Source organism: Streptomyces sp. 130, assembly GCF_007096885.1.
In the GTDB taxonomy this organism is placed as follows: Bacteria; Actinomycetota; Actinomycetes; order Streptomycetales; family Streptomycetaceae; genus Streptomyces.
In genome coordinates this window covers 31,474-46,843 of record NZ_VJNO01000012.1, presented here as the reverse complement: position 1 = coordinate 46,843, position 15,370 = coordinate 31,474, and the positions used below count along the sequence as shown (strand labels likewise).

Here is a 15,370-nt window from a genome sequence, read left to right as displayed (position 1 = left end):
AAGGGTCAGCGGGCCTGCGCCCCCTGAGCCACCGCGGGAGCGATCCCGAGGGCCGAGGTGTACAACGAGAGGACCAGCTTGCCGATCGCCGGATACGCGCCCAGCGGCTCGGCGCTCGCGCAGCCGGCCTCCTTGGCCGCGGCGTCCAGCAGACCCTCTTCCACCTCGGGGCCCACCAGGTACGGCGCCACGGCCAGCTGGAGCGAGCCGGAGCCCTTCAGCTGATCGGCGATCGCGGCGACCGAACCCTCCACGTCGAGCGCGGCGGCCATCACCGGCACCGCGAGCCGGGCCGCGAGCAGCATGCCCGTGATCCCCGCCGCCTGCACGGCCTCCTCGCCGCCCACCGTGGCGAGCACGATGCCGTCGGCGGCCGTCGCCACCGTGAAGAGCCTGGCCCGGTCGGCGCGGGCCAGCCCGGCCTCCGACAGCCGGACGTGCAGCGCCTCGGCCAGCAGCGGGTGCGGGCCGAGCACGTCGGTCAGCTCCGCCGGGGCCTCGCTGTCGGTGATCGCCTGACGTATCCGCCGCACCAGCGTGCCCTCCGGACCCGCGAGCAGCGGGACCACCACGGCTGCCGGGCCCTCGGGCTCGGCGACCTCGCGGCCCGCGGCCAGCGCCTGCTCGTAGCGCGCGGTGCGCTCGGCGGCGGAGTGCGCGATGACGGAGGCCAGCGCCGGGTACTCGGCGTCGTCCCCGTCCACGTAACCGATCAGGGCGTTCAGACCGGGCAGCTCGGAACGGGCGATGCTGATGACCTCTTCGGCCAGACCGCGGCTCGTCGAGGAGGGGGTGCCGGGAACGGCGAGAACGAGCGCGGCAGCGCCCTCGGGTGCGACCACGGGCTCCGGGCGGCGGTGCCGTCCGGACTGGCGAGGTCGCGGCATTCGTACAGGCAGGCCGGAAGCGGGCCCAGTGGGGGTGCTCATGGCGCCGCATGCTACTGGTTTCGGACGACGTCCTGCGCGGGGAGGGTCCGGTCGAGCGGCCTCTGTCCGCTTTTATCCGATCGGCGGCTTACCGGCCGACTACCCTGACCCGCTGCCGCCGTCCGTCCGCCCCGCACTCTACTCCCGTGGGCCGGGCGCCGGAACGCAGAGCAGCGTCGGATGGTGCGGCAGCCGCAGCCCCCCGGCGTCCAGGGCCTGGGCGATGCGCAGCGCGCCGATCAGGGGATCACCCGAACCGGGGACGGCCCGTGCCCGGGGCAGCAGCCGCGCCAACTCCTCGCGCAGCGGGGCGAGCAACGGTTCGCCCATCCGGAACAGCCCGCCCGTCAGCGCGACTTCGCACGCCTCCCCGTCCGCCTCCGCCTCCGGGCACACCGCCGCGGCGGCCTCCGCGATGTGCGCGGCGGCTCCCCGCAGGATGCCCTCGGCGACCGGGTCGCGGTCCGCGCACGCGGCCACCTCCGGCGCGAACGAAGCCAGCAGCGCGGGCCGGTCGGCGCGCGGATAGAGGAGACCGGGCAGCTCCCCGGGCGGTCCGAACACCGCTTCCAGCCGCGCCAGCAGCGCGGGCGAGCCACCGCGCCGCCCGTCGTACGCGCGCATCGCGGCGTCGAGCCCGGCCCGCCCGATCCAGGCGCCGCCCCCGCTGTCGCCCAGCAGGTGCCCCCAGCCGTCCGCCCGCCGCCACCCCGTCAGGTCCGTGCCCAGCGCGATCAGCCCGGTGCCGGCGGCCACCACCGCGCCGGGCCGCTGCCCGACCGCCCCGGCGTACGCGGTCACCGCGTCCGCCGCGAGCGCGATCCGGCGCACCCCCAGCGCGTCCGCCAGGGCGTCCGGCAGTTCGGCGCGCAACTCGTCGCCCAGCGTGGCCATCCCCGCGGCGCCGACGGCCGCGGCGGTGATCCGCCCGCCGGGGCCGTGCTCGTCGAGCAGGCCGCGTACGGCGGGCAGCACCTGATCCAGGAGGTGGGCGGCGTCGATGCCGCGCGGCCCGGTGCGCACCGGACCGCCGCACGCGACGGTCGCCAGGGGGGCGTCCGCCTCGGCCGTGCCCAGCGCCACCCGGAGGCCCGAGCCGCCCGAGTCCACGCCGAGTACGAACGTGCCCGGTTGTCCGTGTGAGGTCATGGACCGGCTCCCGGGGACGAAGAGGTGAGGGACGGGCAGCACCCTATCCCCGGGGCACCGCGTTGCGCCGGTAGGGTGATCTTCCGTGACAGCGCGACCGTTGAACGAAGTAGTCGAGCCCGGCTGGGCCGACGCCCTGGCCCCGGTGGCGGGGCGCATCGCCGCCATGGGCGATTTCCTGCGTGCGGAGGTCGCGGCCGGCCGCACCTACCTCCCCTCCGGGGCGAACGTGCTGCGCGCGTTCCAGCAGCCCTTCGAGGACGTACGGGTCCTGATCGTCGGTCAGGACCCCTACCCCACGCCGGGGATGGCGATCGGGCTGAGCTTCGCGGTCTCGCCGGACGTCCGCAGGCTGCCGGGCAGCCTGGAGAACATCTACCGCGAGCTCAACGCCGACCTCGGGCTGCCCCGGCCGTCCAACGGCGACCTGACCCCGTGGACCCGGCAGGGCGTGCTGCTGCTGAACAGGGCGCTGACCACCGCGCCCCGCTCGCCCGGCGCCCACCGCGGCAAGGGCTGGGAGGAGGTCACCGAACAGGCCATCCGCGCCCTGGCCGCCCGGGGCAAGCCGCTGGTGTCCGTGCTCTGGGGCCGCGACGCCCGCAATCTGCGGCCGTTGCTCGGCGACCTGCCGGCCATCGAGTCCGCCCACCCCTCCCCGATGTCCGCCGACCGCGGCTTCTTCGGGTCCAGGCCGTTCAGCCGGGTCAACGAACTGCTCGTCGCCCAGGGCGCCCAGCCGGTCGACTGGCGGCTGCCGTGAGCGGCTCGCCCGGAGCTCACACCTCGACCACCGCCGCCCGCACGCACAGCACGTCCGGGAGGTGCGAGGCGAGCTGCTCCCAGCTGTCCCCGTCGTCCGCGCTCGCGTACAACTCGCCGTTGCGGTTGCCGAAGTAGACCCCGGCCGGGTCCGCGTCGTCCGTGCAGAGCGCGTCGCGCAGCACCGTGCCGTAGTGCGCGCCCTCGGGCAGGCCCGCCGACAGGGGCTCCCAGTGGGCGCCCGCGTCGGTGGTCCGGAAGACCCGGCAGCGGTGCTCGGCGGGCACCCGGTCGGCGTCGGCGTTGATGGGGAAGACGTACGCGGTGTCCGCCCGGTGCGGGTGGGCGGCCACGGCGAAGCCGAAGTCCGAGGGCAGGCCCGCGCCGATGTCCGTCCAGTTGCCCCCGGCGTCGTCGCTGCGGAAGACGCCCCAGTGGTTCTGCAGGTAGAGGCGGTCCGGGTCGGCCGCGTCCCGGCTGACCTTGTGCACGCACTGGCCGAACTCCGGGTCCGGGTCGGGCAGGAAGACCGCCGAGACCCCCTTGTTGGCCGGGGACCAGCTCGCGCCGCCGTCGGCGGTCCGGAACACCCCGGCGGTGGAGACCGCGACCGTCACGGCGCGCGCGTCCCGCTCGTCGGTCAGGATCGTGTGCAGCCCCTCGCCGCCTCCGCCGGGCACCCATCGCTCGCGCGTCGGGTGCTCCCACAGCGGGCGCACCAGCTCGAAGGACTCGCCGCCGTCCGCCGACCGGAAGAGCGCGGCCGGCTCCGTGCCCGCGTAGACGACGCCCGGCGCCTCGGGCCCCGCCGGGTGCAGCTGCCACACCCGCTCCAGCGAAGTCCCGGTGAACTCCGGGAACTTCACGGCCGGGGTCCTCGGCTCGACCCAGCTCGCGCCCAGGTCGTCGGAGTGGAAGACGGACGGGCCCCAGTGCGCGCTGTCCCCGCCGACCAGCAGCCGGGGCCGCTCGCCCCGGGTGTCGATGGCGACCGAGTAGATCGCCTGGGCGTTGAAATGCGGCCCGTCGAACTCCCACGTACCGCCGCGCCTGCGGCCGATGAAGAGCCCCTTGCGGGTGCCCACGGTGAGCAGTACCCCGGTCATGACCGAACCTCCCGAAACGCCGTTGTGCCGGACATCGGTCAGTCTGCACCCCGGCACTGACAGCGGCCCGGACCACGGCCCGGGGTGTCCCGGTCCGGGCGGCCCCGGCTCAGCGGCAGGGCGGGGCCGTGCTGCTGCGGACCACCAGATTCGTCGCCAGGTCCACCCGGGTCGTCGCGGGCTGCCGGCCCCGGCCGAGGTCGAGCACCAGCCGGGCCGCCGTCTCGGCCATCTCGATCAGGGGCTGGCGCACCGTGGTCAGCGGGGGCCCGATCCACCGGGTGAGCGGCAGGTCGTCGAAGCCCACGACGCTCAGGTCCTCGGGGATGCGCAGACCGAGCTCGCGCGCCGCCTCGTACACGCCGAGCGCCTGGAGGTCGTTGCCGGCGAAGACGGCGGTCGGCCGGTCCGCCGAGCGCAGCAGCTCCATGCCGGCCGCGTACCCCGCCTCGTGCGAGAACTCGCCCTCGCGGACCAGCGACGGATCGCTCGGCAGCCCCGCCGTCTCCAGGGCGGCCCGGTAGCCGTCCACCCGGGCCAGGCTGCACATCATCCGGGACGGTCCGCTGACCACGCCGATCCGGCGGTGGCCCAGGCCGGTGAGGTGGCGGGTCGCGGCCAGACCGCCCTGCCAGTTCGTCGTGCCGACCGAGGGGATGTCGTCGCCGGGGTCTCCGGCCGGGTCGACCACCGCGTACGGGATGCTGCGGCTGGTGAGCTGCGCGCGCTGGGCGGCCGTGAGGTCGGACAGGACCAGGATGACCCCGACCGGCCGGCGGGCCAGGACCCCGTCGACCCAGGTCTGCCCGGGGCTGAGGCGTCCCGCGCTCTCCGAGAGGACCAGGCTCAGGCCCTCCTCGCGGGCGACGTTCTCCACCCCGCGTACGACCTCCATGGCCCAGGCGCTGTCCAGCTCGTGGAAGACCAGGTCGATGAGTTGCGACTGCGTGGTCGAGCCGCGTCTGCGGCGGTAGCCGTGCTGGAGCAGCAGCTCCTCGACCTTGGTGCGCGTACCGGGCGCGACATCGGCACGCCCGTTCAGCACCTTCGAAACTGTCGGAGCCGAGACTCCGGCCGCTCGGGCGATTTCCGCCAGCGTGGCAGTGCCGTCCGACGGCGCTGCGGCAGGCGCATTCTCCTGATGTGACTGGACGTTTCCGGGGCTCATACAGCGAATCGTAACCGCCGGACGCCCGAACGGAGGCGGGGCCCCCGGCGAAAAATTCGCGCTCCGCGACCTCTTGACTGGCCCGAAACCCAACCGTACGGTTCCGGCAACATTCGCAAGCAACTCCGAAAGATTCGACAGAGGTGCGGTCATGCGGTCGGGAATTTTCACTCAGGGCAAGCGCGCGGCGAGATGGACCGCAGCCGGTGCGGCCATGGTCATGGCGGGAGTCCTGGCGGGCTGCGGATCGGACGGCGGCAGTGGCGGTGGCGGCGGCGGCACGCTGACCGCGTACGTCTACGGCGACGACGCGGTGAAGGTGCAGGAGGCCGCGGTCAAGGAGTTCAACAAGACCTCCGACGTCAAGGTCAAGCTCGTCCCGGTGCCCGGTACGGAGTACGTCAACAAGCTCCGCAGCGCCATGGGTTCCCCCAGTGCCCCCGACATCTTCTTCAACTGGGGCGGCGGTTCCATCAAGCCGTACGTCGACGCGAACCAGCTGGTCGACCTGACCTCGACGTTCAAGAACGACGCCACCCTGAAGGAGGGCTTCCTGCCCTCGATCGTCACGGCCGGCAGCCTCGACGGGAAGGTCTACGGCGTCCCGATGCGCGGTATGCAGCCCGTCATGCTCTTCTACAACAAGACCCTCTTCGCCGAGAACGACGTCACGGTCCCCAAGACGTGGGAGGACCTGCAGAAGGCCATCAAGACCTTCAAGGGCAAGGGCATCACGCCGTTCGCCCTCGGCGGCTCCGACAAGTGGCCCGAACTGATGTGGATGGAGTACCTGCTCGACCGGATCGGCGGCCCCGACGTCTTCCGCAAGATCCAGAACGGTGACAGCTCCGCCTGGGGCGACCCGGCCGTCCTGAAGACCGCCCAGACCGTCAAGCAGCTCGTGGACGACGGCGCGTTCGGCGAGAACTTCAACTCCGTCGACTACGGCAACGGCGGCGCGCCCACCCTGCTCAACAAGGGCAAGGCGGCCATGCACCTGATGGGCTCGTGGGAATACTCCACCCAGCTCGGCAAGGCGCCCGACTTCGCCAAGAAGGACCTCGGCTGGACGAACTTCCCGACCGTCGCCGGCGGCGTCGGCGACCCGGCCGACGTGGTCGGCAACCCCACCAACTACTGGTCGGTGAACGCCCGCACCAAGCACAAGGACGCGGCCATAGCCTTCCTCAAGACCATGGCCTCCAAGTCCTACGCGCAGGCCCTCGTGGACAACGGCGACGTGCCCACCACCTCCAACGCCGCCTCCATGCTGAGCGGATCGCCGAACCCGCAGTTCGCCACCGACCAGTACGAGATGGTCCAGAAGGCGCCCGACTTCACCCTGTCCTGGGACCAGGCGCTGGAGTCCAAGATCGCCACCCCGCTGCTCACCGAGATCAGCAAGCTGTTCGCCGGCAAGTCCACGCCCGAGCAGTTCGTCGCCGCAATGAAGGCCGTCAAGTAAAGATGTCGCACGTCTCCTCGTCACCCAAGGTGCGCGGAGGACGGAAGGCGGCCGTCGGAAACGTCGGCCGCCCCCCGGTCGCCTGGGCGCTGCCCGGCATCCTCTTCTTCGCCCTCTTCGCGATCGTCCCGCTGGCGATCGCCGTGTACCTCTCCTTCTGCCACTGGGACGGGCTGAACGACCCGACCTCCGCCGGCACGGCCAACTGGACCCGGCTCTTCAAGGACCCCGAGTTCCGCCAGGCCGCCTGGCTCAGCCTGCTCCTCACCACCATCAGCTGGGCCTTCCAGACCCCGGTGGCCCTGCTCCTCGGCGTCTGGGCGGCCGGCCGGCAGCGCAGCCGCGCCGTGCTCTCCGCGATCTTCTTCATCCCGCTGCTGCTCTCCACCACCGCCATCGCGATGCTGTTCCACGCGCTGCTCGACCCCAACTTCGGAGTCATCAAGGAGATCGGGCCCTGGTTCGGCATCGACCCGAACATCATGGGCTCGTCCACCGGCGCCCTGCTGACCGTGGCGTTCGTCGGCGGCTGGCAGTTCATGCCCTTCCACACCCTGATCTACCAGGGCGGCACCCGGCAGATCCCGCAGGTCCTCTACCAGGCCGCGGAGATCGACGGCGCGGGCATGTTCCGGCAGTTCTTCCACATCACCCTGCCGCAGCTCCGCAACACCATCACGACCTCGTCGGTGCTGATGATCGTCGGCTCGCTGACCTACTTCGACACCGTGCTCATCATGACCAAGGGCGGTCCCGGTACGGACACCACCATCCTGCCGTACCTGATGTACCGCACCGGTTTCCAGACCTACGACCTCGGGTACGCCGCCGCGATCGCGACCGCACTCGTCGTCGTGGCCACCGCGATCTCGCTGATCCTCGTCCGCTTCAGCGGCTTCGGGAACATGCGCTCCACCCGGGAAGGTATGTGACGCGATGTCGATCGACACCCGCCCCGCGACGCGCCCCGCACGGCCCCTGACCCGCACCCGCCCGGCCACCGCCGCGCGCCGCCGCAGGTGGGGCAACCCGCTGGCCGGCCTCGGCTCGCTGGTCTGGCTCGTGCTCGTGATCGTCCCGCTCTACACCCTGGTCTCGTCCTCGCTGATGCACCAGGACGAGGCGCTGAACGGCGACCCGCTGGCCATCCCGACCGACCCGACGCTCGACAACTACCGCACGGTGCTGGACAGCGGCTTCGCCACGATGCTCTCCAACACGGCGATCGTCGCCGTGGCGACCACGGCGATCGTGCTGGTCCTCTCGATCCCCGTCGCCTACGTCGCGGTACGCACCCGCAGCAAACTCTCCGGACTCGCCTTCCGCACCTTCCTGCTCGGCGTCGCCATCCCCGCCCAGGCCGTGATCGTGCCGCTCTACCTGCTCATCAGCAAGATGGGCCTGTACGACAGCCTGCCGGCCATCATCCTGCCGACCGCGGCGTTCGCGATGCCCGTGGCGGTGCTGATCCTCAGCGGCACCATGCGAGACGTCTCCGAGGAGATGTACGAGGCCATGGCGCTCGACGGCGCCTCGTCGCTGCGGATGCTGTGGCAGCTGGCGATCCCGATGTCCAAGGCGGGCATCAGCACGGTCGCGATCTACACGGCGCTCCAGGCGTGGAACGGCTTCCTGTTCCCGCTGATCCTGACCCAGTCGGAGGAGAACCGGGTGCTGACCCTCGGCCTCTTCAACTTCATGTCCCAGTTCGGGGTGAACATCCCGGCCGTGCTCGCCGCGATCGTGCTCTCCGTCGTACCGATCTTCGCCGTGTACCTCGTGGCGCGTAAGGCACTGGTCAACGGACTGATGGGGGTGGGCGGCAAGTAACGCACCCATGCCGCCGCGTACCACCGCACTCTTGAGAGGAATCTCCGCCGCCATGGCAAACCCCCCTGTTCCGCATGCCCCCAGGACCGAAGCGGCCACCGCCGTCGACGGCCCCTGGCAGGACCCCGCGCTCGCCCCCGAGGAGCGTGTGGCCGATCTCGTCTCCCGGATGACCCTCCAGGAGAAGACCGCCCAGCTGTACGGAATCTGGGTGGGCGCCGACGCCGACGGGGACGGGGTCGCCCCGCACCAGAACGAGATGGTCGACGCCATCGACTGGGAAGCGCTCATCCCGCGCGGTCTCGGCCAGCTGACCCGGCCCTTCGGCACCGCCCCCGTCGACCCCGCCGTCGGCGCGATCTCGCTCGCCCGGGCCCAGCGGGCCATCACGGGCGCCGGCCGCTTCGGCATCCCGGCCCTGGCCCACGAGGAGTGCCTGGCCGGCTTCACCGCCTGGGGCGCCACCGCCTACCCGGTCCCGCTCTCCTGGGGCGCGGCCTGGAACCCGGACCTGATCACCGAGATGGCCCACCGGATCGGCAGCGACATGCGCTCCGTGGGCATCCACCAGGGCCTCGCCCCGGTCCTGGACGTCGTGCGCGACCTGCGCTGGGGCCGGGTCGAGGAGACCATCGGCGAGGACCCCTACCTCGTCGCCACCATCGGCACCGCCTACGTGAAGGGCCTGGAGTCCGCCGGCATCGTCGCCACCCTCAAGCACTTCGCCGGGTACGCGGCGTCGGCCGGCGCCCGCAACCTCTCGCCGGTCCGGGCCGGGGCCAGGGAACTGGCCGACGTCATCCTGCCGCCCTTCGAGATGGCCCTCACCGAGGGCGGCGCCCGCTCCGTCATGCAGTCGTACGCGGAGATCGACGGCGTGCCGTCGGCGGCCGACCCCACCCTGCTCACCGGGCTGCTCCGCGACACCTGGGGCTTCGAAGGCACCGTGGTCGCCGACTACTTCGCCATCGGCTTCCTGGAGACCCTGCACAAGGTCGCCGAGGGCCGCGCAGACGCCGCCCGCCTCGCCCTGGGCGCCGGGGTCGACGTGGAGCTGCCGACCGTCCGCAGCTACGGGGACGAACTCGCCGCCGCCGTCCTGGCCGGTGCGGTCCCCGAGGCCCTGGTCGACCGCGCGCTGCGCCGGGTCCTCCTCCAGAAGTGCGAACTCGGGCTGCTCGACCCCGACTGGTCCCCGCTCCCCGAGCTCCTGCGCGACACCGACCCGGAGCAGGCCCGCGAGACCATCGACCTGGACCCGCCGCGCAACCGCGCCCTCGCCCGCGAACTCGCCGAACAGGCCGTGGTCCTGCTCGCCAACCCCCGGGGCACGCTGCCGCTCGCCGGGACCGGGCGGATCGCGGTGATCGGCCCCCGCGCCGACGACGCGCTCGCCATGCTCGGCTGCTACTCCTTCCCGAGCCACGTCGGCGTCCTGCACCCCGAGACCGCCATGGGCATCGACATCCCCACCGTGCTCGACGCGGTGCGCGGCGAGTTCCCCGCGGCCACGGTGACCGGCGCCCCCGGCTGCGCGGTGGACGGCACCGACACCTCCGGCATCGCGGAGGCGGTGGACCTGGCCCGGGACGCGGACGTGTGCGTCGCCGTGCTCGGCGACCGGGCCGGGCTCTTCGGGCGCGGCACCTCGGGCGAGGGCTGCGACGCCGACGACCTCGCGCTCCCGGGCGTGCAGGGCGAACTGCTCGACGCGCTGCTGGACAGCGGCACCCCGGTCGTCCTGGTCCTGCTGACCGGCCGCCCGTACGCCCTCGGCCGCTGGGCGGACCGGACGGCCGCCGTGGTCCAGGCGTTCTTCCCCGGGGAGGAGGGCGGCCCGGCCCTGGCCTCCGTGCTCTCCGGCCGGGTCAGCCCCTCCGGCCGGCTGCCGGTCTCGGTCCCGCGCCACCCGGGCGGCCAGCCGTGGACCTACCTCCAGCCGCCGCTCGGGCTCGCCAACGGGGTCAGCAACCTGGACCCGACACCGCTGTACCCCTTCGGCCACGGCCTGACGTACACCTCCTTCGCCTGGGAGCCCGGCGCCCCCGCCCCGGAGGAGATCCCCACCGACGGCTCCGCCGACATCGAGCTGACCGTCCGCAACACCGGGGACCGGGCGGGCGCGGAGGTCGTCCAGCTCTACGTGCACGACCCGGTCGCCCAGACGACCCGGCCCGACACCCGGCTCATCGGCTACGCCCGGGTCCCGCTCGACGCGGGCCAGGAGGCGCGGGTGCGCTTCCGGTTCCACGCCGACCTGGTGTCCTTCACCGGGATCGGCGGGCGGCGCGTCGTGGAGCCGGGCGCGCTGGAGCTGCGGCTCGCCACGTCCAGCGGGGCCGAGGACATCCGGCACACGGTGCACCTGCGCCTCACCGGACCCGAGCGCACGGTGGATCACCGGCGCCGGCTGGTGTGCGACGCGGCGGTCGAAGCCGTGCCCGCGGCAGCCCCCGTACAGGGCTGACCGCACCCGTACCCCGGGCGGGGGGCGCCGCGGCCCCTACCGTGGCGCCTCCTGCTCGGTCCACAGATTCACGAAACTTTCGAAACACCCACACCCGCGCACGCCTCCCTCAGGTCACGGGGCTCCGGCGTGCGCGCTCTCTCGAAGGGTTTCTGTCATGCGCAAGCCAATCAAGGCCGTCCTGGTCGGCGCCGCCGCCGCGGCCCTGCTCGCCCCGTGCACCATCAACGCCTTCGCCCACGACGACCGCGGACGCGGGCACCAGGACACGCGGGCCACCACCCTCGGCGCCCTCGGCCTGCGATCGGGCGTGCGCATCGGCACCGCCGTCGACATGGCGGCCCTGGCGGACGACGCGCCCTACCGCGCGAAGGCCGCGAGCGAGTTCAGCTCGGTCACCCCCGAGAACGTCATGAAGTGGGAGGTCGTCGAGCCGAACCGCGGCCAGTACGACTGGAAGGAGGCCGACAAGCTGGTCGACTTCGCCCGCGCCAACGGCCAGCTCGTGCGGGGCCACACCCTGCTCTGGCACAACCAGCTGCCCGCCTGGCTCACGACCGGAGACTTCACCGCCGACGAGCTGCGCGCCATCCTGCGCAAGCACATCACCGACGAGGCCCGCCACTTCAAGGGCCGCATCTGGCAGTGGGACGTCGTCAACGAGGCGTTCAACGACGACGGCACGCTGCGCGACAGCATCTGGCTCCGGAAGCTGGGCCCCGGCTACATCGCGGACGCCTTCCGCTGGGCCCACGCGGCCGATCCCAAGGCCAAGCTGTACATCAACGACTACAACATCGAGGGCGTCAACGCGAAGAGCACCGCCCTCTACGACCTGGTCGTCAAGCTGCGCGAGCAGCACGTCCCGATCGACGGCGTCGGCATCCAGGGCCACCTGTCCGTCCAGTACAACGCCCCCCACGACATCGCCGAGAACATGAAGCGGTTCGACGCCCTCGGCCTGGAGACCGCGATCACCGAGGCCGACGTCCGCGTCCCGATGCCCTCCGACAGCACCAAGCAGGAGGCGCAGGCCGAGGGCTACGACGTGCTGCTGCGCGGCTGCCTGCTCACCCGCAAGTGCACCGACTTCACGGTGTGGGGCTTCACCGACAAGTACTCCTGGGTGCCCGACACCTTCGAGGGCGAGGGCGCCGCCAACCTCTTCGACGAGGACTACCGGCCCAAGCCCGCCTACAGCGCCCTGCGCGACGACCTGCTGCTCGCCGCCGGCCGCGACTGAGCACGGAGAAGGAGAGCAGCATGGACAGCGAGACCTCCGGCCCCCGCACCTCTGACCCCTCCGGCAGCGACAACCCGCGGCGGACCAGCCGCAGAGCGGTCCGCGGCCGCGGCCTCGGACTCACCGCGCTCACCGCCACCCCTCTCGGCTCCCTCGTCGGCCTGACCGGTGAGGCGTCCGCCACCGGACACGGTCCCGCGCCGCGGCCCACCGACCCGGGCGCCTACATCTCGTTCACCGCCAGGCGGGGCAGCTTCCCGCTGGCCGGGCGCGGACGGGCGGCACCGCTCCTGGTCAGCGACCACGACTGGCCGGGCGTCGTCAGGGTCGCCGGCGACCTCCGCGACGACATCGAACGCGTCACCGGAGTGCGCCCCGCCCTCTCGCACGGGGCGGTGCCCGAGGCCCGCGAGATCATCATCGTCGGCACCGTGGGCCGCAGCCCCCTCATCGACCGGCTGGTCGCCGACGGCCGGCTCGACGTCTCCTCGATCCGGGGCAAGTGGGAGACCAGCCTCCAGACCGTCGTCGACCACCCGCTGCCCGGCGTCGAGCGCGCGTTCGTCGTCGCGGGCAGCGACCAGCGCGGGACCATCTACGGCGCGTACGACGTCTCGCGCGGCATCGGCGTCTCGCCCTGGTACTGGTGGGACGACGTCGCCCCCGTACACCGCGACGAGATCCACGTACTGCCCGGACGGCACACCCAGGGCACCCCGGCCGTGAAGTACCGCGGCTTCTTCATCAACGACGAGAACCCGGCGCTCGGCACCTGGGCCCCCGCGTACTTCGGGCCCGGCAAGGCGCCCGGCTTCGAGGGCGGCTTCAACGCGGACTTCTACGCCCGCGTCTTCGAGGTCATGCTCCGGCTCAAGGCCAACTACCTGTGGCCGGCCGTCTGGGGCCGCGCCTTCGCCGAGGACGACCCGCTCAACCACGCCACCGCCAAGGCGTACGGCGTCGTCATGGGCACCTCGCACGAGGCGCCCATGATGCGCGGCATCGAGGAGTGGAACCGGCACGCCGTCGCCGCCGTACGCGACAGCGAGGGCAACATCACCACCCCCGGCCACGATCCATACGGCGGCACCGGCGAGTGGTCCTTCCGCCGCAACGCCGAGGCGCTCAAGGCGTACTGGGCGGACGGCATCCGCCGGATGAAGGACGAGGGATTCGAGGGCGTCGTCACCCTCGGCATGCGCGGCAACGGCGACGTCAGCCTCCCGGACGGCGACGGCATCGAGCTGATGACCGAGATCATCGCCACCCAGCGGCAGATCCTCGCCGAGGTCTCCGGCAAGGACGTCACCACGATCCCGCAGGTGTGGACGCTCTACAAGGAGGTCCAGCGCTACTGGGACCGGGGCCTGCGCGTCCCCGACGACGTCACCGTGGTCCTCACCGACGACAACTGGGCCAACGTCCGCAAGCTCCCCGACCCCGCCGAGGGGCCGAGGCGGGGCGGCTACGGGCTGTACTACCACTTCGACTACGTGGGTGTCGGCCGCAACTACAAGTGGGTCGACACCGCGTCCCTCCCCAACATGTGGGACCAGCTCCACCAGTGCCACGCGTACGGCAACCACGGACTGTGGGTCACCAACGTCGGCGACCTCAAGGGCAACGAACTGCCCACGCAGTTCTTCCTGGAGTACGCCTGGAACCCGGAGCGCTGGACCCTGGACCGGCTGCCGGAGTGGGAGGAGACGTACGCCCGGCAGAACTTCGGCGAGAAGCAGGCCGCCGAGATCGCCTCCGTCCTGCGGGAGTACGCCCGGCTCCAGGCCCGCCGCAAGCCCGAGCTGCTCAACCGCCGGATCACCCTCGACCCGGCCAAGGACCCCGCGACCGACAGCTCGGCCGTGGTCTACGACGACCGGGCGACCCCCTTCAGTCTCGTGCACTACCGCGAGCTGGAGCGCGTCACCGAGGAGTGGCGCCGGCTCGGCGAGCGGGCCGGGCGGATCGGGCGCCGGCTGCCGGCCCGTGCCCAGGACGCCTGGTACGAACTGGTCGGCTACGAGGTCGCGGCCACCGCCAACCTGTACGCGCTGCGCGAGGCGGAGTTCACCAACATCCACTACGCGGCCCAGGGCAGGGCCCTCACCAACGAGCTGGCGGCCACCGCGGAGGCGCGGCTCGCCGACGACTTCGCCCTGGCCGACCGCTTCAACACGAAGATCGCGGGCGGCAAGTGGCGGGGCTTCCAGACCCAGCCGCACATCGACTACGGCGACGTCGAGCGCTACGGGCCCAACGCGCCCTGGCAGCAGCCCGAGATCGACAACGTGGCCATCAAGGACGTGCTCTTCCCGGCCGTCGAGCGCATCGACCTGCCCGCCGGGGCCCGGATGGGCGTCGCCGTCGACGGTTCCACCGCGTGGTGGCCGCACGAGACCGCGCCCGCCGTGCTGCCGGTGTTCAGCCCCTACCAGACCCGGCCCGCGCAGTACATCGAGGTGTTCAACCGGGGCCGCGATCCGTTCGACTACCGGGTGCGGACCGGAGCGTCCTGGCTGACCGCCGACCGGGTGCGCGGACGGGTCACCACGCAGGACCGGATCACCCTGCGCGTCGACTGGGACCGGGCGCCCAAGGGCGTCACCCGGGTCCCGGTCACCGTCACCGGTCCCGACGGGGCCGAGGTGACCGTCACGGCGGTGGCCGACCGGCCGGCCCTCTCCCGGTCCCGGCTCGGCGGCTTCGTGGAGGCCGGCGGCCATGTGTCCATCGAGGCCGACCACTACCACCGGGCAGTCGGCGGCGGGGGCGTCACCTGGCAGCGCATCCCGGACATCGGACGCACCGGGGCCGGCATGGAGCCCTTCCCGGTCACCGCCGCCCGTCGGACGCCCGGCGGCCGGAGCCCGCGCCTGGAGTACCGGGTCAGCCTCTTCACCACCGGCCCGGTCACCGTGTACGCGTATCTCTCGCCCCGTAACAACGCGCTGCCGACCGACGGGCTGACGTACGCGGTCTCCTTCGACGACGACGCCCCGCAGCGGGTGAACGTCACCGAGGTCACGGGAGCCGACGACGGGACCATGAACCCGCAGTGGGCCCGCCACACCTCCGACAACGTCAACATCACCGGCACGGTCCACCGCGTCACCGCCCCCGGGGTGCATGTGCTGAAATTCTGGATGGTCGACCCGACGGTGGTCCTCCAGAACCTGGTGATCGACACCGGCGGCCTCGAACCCAGCTATCTGGGCCCGCCGGAAAGCCTCCGGCTGGACTGAGCCGGCGGG

The 15,370-nt window shown here is 72.4% G+C and carries 11 protein-coding genes; 7 read left to right on the top strand and 4 right to left on the bottom strand.

Going from position 1 to position 15,370, the window contains the following annotated elements:
• Positions 1-5: 5 nt before the first annotated feature.
• Positions 6-929: a sirohydrochlorin chelatase gene (locus FKN01_RS13125; protein WP_143619851.1), complete on the bottom strand. Its 924-nt coding sequence runs from the start codon at positions 927-929 to the stop codon at positions 6-8.
• Between the two features lie 138 nt (positions 930-1,067).
• Positions 1,068-2,078 (bottom strand): N-acetylglucosamine kinase, encoded by a 1,011-nt coding sequence (locus tag FKN01_RS13120; protein ID WP_143619849.1) that lies wholly within the window; start codon positions 2,076-2,078, stop codon positions 1,068-1,070.
• A gap of 85 nt (positions 2,079-2,163) precedes the next feature.
• Here FKN01_RS13120 and FKN01_RS13115 point away from each other — a divergent pair, with 85 nt between their 5' ends.
• Positions 2,164-2,841, top strand: coding sequence for a uracil-DNA glycosylase (locus tag FKN01_RS13115; protein ID WP_073968826.1), 678 nt, complete (start codon positions 2,164-2,166; stop codon positions 2,839-2,841).
• A 16-nt stretch (positions 2,842-2,857) separates the two neighbouring features.
• Here FKN01_RS13115 and FKN01_RS13110 read toward each other — a convergent pair whose 3' ends face one another.
• Together FKN01_RS13110 and FKN01_RS13105 are read right to left on the bottom strand one after the other, a co-directional pair.
• Complete coding sequence (locus FKN01_RS13110; protein WP_143619848.1) at positions 2,858-3,946, bottom strand: exo-alpha-sialidase; 1,089 nt, start codon at positions 3,944-3,946, stop codon at positions 2,858-2,860.
• A gap of 109 nt (positions 3,947-4,055) precedes the next feature.
• Positions 4,056-4,991, bottom strand: a complete 936-nt coding sequence (locus tag FKN01_RS13105; RefSeq protein WP_398932154.1) for a substrate-binding domain-containing protein — start codon at positions 4,989-4,991, stop codon at positions 4,056-4,058.
• Between the two features lie 337 nt (positions 4,992-5,328).
• On the opposite strand from FKN01_RS13105, the gene FKN01_RS13100 reads away from it, so the two are divergent.
• From FKN01_RS13100 to FKN01_RS13075, 6 genes are all read left to right on the top strand, one after another.
• A complete protein-coding gene (locus FKN01_RS13100) occupies positions 5,329-6,579 on the top strand; it encodes an extracellular solute-binding protein (RefSeq protein ID WP_143620033.1) in 1,251 nt (416 codons plus the stop codon).
• A gap of 2 nt (positions 6,580-6,581) precedes the next feature.
• Complete coding sequence (locus FKN01_RS13095) at positions 6,582-7,511, top strand: carbohydrate ABC transporter permease (protein WP_143619846.1); 930 nt, start codon at positions 6,582-6,584, stop codon at positions 7,509-7,511.
• Between the two features lie 4 nt (positions 7,512-7,515).
• On the top strand, positions 7,516-8,409 hold the full coding sequence (locus FKN01_RS13090; protein ID WP_143619844.1) for a carbohydrate ABC transporter permease: 894 nt from the start codon (positions 7,516-7,518) through the stop codon (positions 8,407-8,409).
• A gap of 52 nt (positions 8,410-8,461) precedes the next feature.
• A complete protein-coding gene (locus FKN01_RS13085) occupies positions 8,462-10,876 on the top strand; it encodes a glycoside hydrolase family 3 N-terminal domain-containing protein (protein WP_143619842.1) in 2,415 nt (804 codons plus the stop codon).
• A gap of 157 nt (positions 10,877-11,033) precedes the next feature.
• Positions 11,034-12,119 carry an endo-1,4-beta-xylanase gene (locus FKN01_RS13080; RefSeq protein WP_143619840.1) on the top strand — a complete coding sequence of 362 codons (1,086 nt, stop codon included), beginning with the start codon at positions 11,034-11,036 and terminating at the stop codon, positions 12,117-12,119.
• A gap of 20 nt (positions 12,120-12,139) precedes the next feature.
• Complete coding sequence (locus FKN01_RS13075; protein ID WP_143619838.1) at positions 12,140-15,361, top strand: glycosyl hydrolase 115 family protein; 3,222 nt, start codon at positions 12,140-12,142, stop codon at positions 15,359-15,361.
• Positions 15,362-15,370 lie beyond the last annotated feature (9 nt).

What these genes read in the sequence shown, in the direction of transcription:
- FKN01_RS13125 (WP_143619851.1), bottom strand. Translation starts at nt 929, where the DNA reads ATGAGCACCCCCACTGGGCCCGCTTCCGGCCTGCCTGTACGAATGCCG.
- FKN01_RS13120 (WP_143619849.1), bottom strand. Translation starts at nt 2,078, where the DNA reads ATGACCTCACACGGACAACCGGGCACGTTCGTACTCGGCGTGGACTCG.
- FKN01_RS13110 (WP_143619848.1), bottom strand. Translation starts at nt 3,946, where the DNA reads ATGACCGGGGTACTGCTCACCGTGGGCACCCGCAAGGGGCTCTTCATC.
- FKN01_RS13100 (WP_143620033.1), top strand. Translation starts at nt 5,329, where the DNA reads ATGGTCATGGCGGGAGTCCTGGCGGGCTGCGGATCGGACGGCGGCAGT.
- FKN01_RS13095 (WP_143619846.1), top strand. Translation starts at nt 6,582, where the DNA reads ATGTCGCACGTCTCCTCGTCACCCAAGGTGCGCGGAGGACGGAAGGCG.
- FKN01_RS13090 (WP_143619844.1), top strand. Translation starts at nt 7,516, where the DNA reads ATGTCGATCGACACCCGCCCCGCGACGCGCCCCGCACGGCCCCTGACC.
- FKN01_RS13085 (WP_143619842.1), top strand. Translation starts at nt 8,462, where the DNA reads ATGGCAAACCCCCCTGTTCCGCATGCCCCCAGGACCGAAGCGGCCACC.
- FKN01_RS13080 (WP_143619840.1), top strand. Translation starts at nt 11,034, where the DNA reads ATGCGCAAGCCAATCAAGGCCGTCCTGGTCGGCGCCGCCGCCGCGGCC.
- FKN01_RS13075 (WP_143619838.1), top strand. Translation starts at nt 12,140, where the DNA reads ATGGACAGCGAGACCTCCGGCCCCCGCACCTCTGACCCCTCCGGCAGC.